At 46.5% G+C, this 536-nt stretch carries 1 protein-coding gene; it reads left to right on the forward strand.

The genetic code is table 11. The annotated features are described in order from the left end of the window. Positions 1-466: 3-deoxy-7-phosphoheptulonate synthase (locus tag R7R78_RS29040; RefSeq protein WP_225474956.1), on the forward strand; the 466-nt coding region annotated here is incomplete at its 5' end. Positions 467-536: the final 70 nt, after the last annotated feature.

Consider the following 536-nt stretch of genomic DNA (forward strand, 5'->3'; position numbering starts at 1 on the left):
CGATGCTATTCGTTCTGCAAGTGCTTCTCACCATTTCCTATCGGTAACGAAGTACGGTCATTCAGCGATTGTTGAAACCGCAGGTAACCCAGACTGCCACATCATTTTACGTGGTGGTAAAGAACCAAACTACAGTGCAGCACACGTTGCTCAAATCAAAGACGAGTTGGACGCGGCAGGTCTACCGAAGAAAGTGATGATCGATTTTAGCCACGCGAACAGCTCTAAGCAGTTCAAACGTCAAATGCTAGTGTCTGATGATGTATCAGAGCAAATCGCTGGTGGTGAAGATGCAATCTTTGGCGTGATGATCGAGTCTCATTTGGTTGAAGGCCGCCAAGATTTAGTGGATGGTAAAGTGGCAACTTACGGTCAGTCGATTACTGATGCATGTATCGGTTGGGACGATACGGAAACGGTACTTCGTCAGCTTTCTGAAGCAGTAAAAGCGCGCCGTAGCAAATAAGCTCAGCAGCAAGAACATTTTTAACAAGCGAGTACTTAAAGAGCCAGAGGCACTATGTCTCTGGCTCTTT

It is taken from the genome of Vibrio sp. 2134-1 (assembly GCF_033339495.1).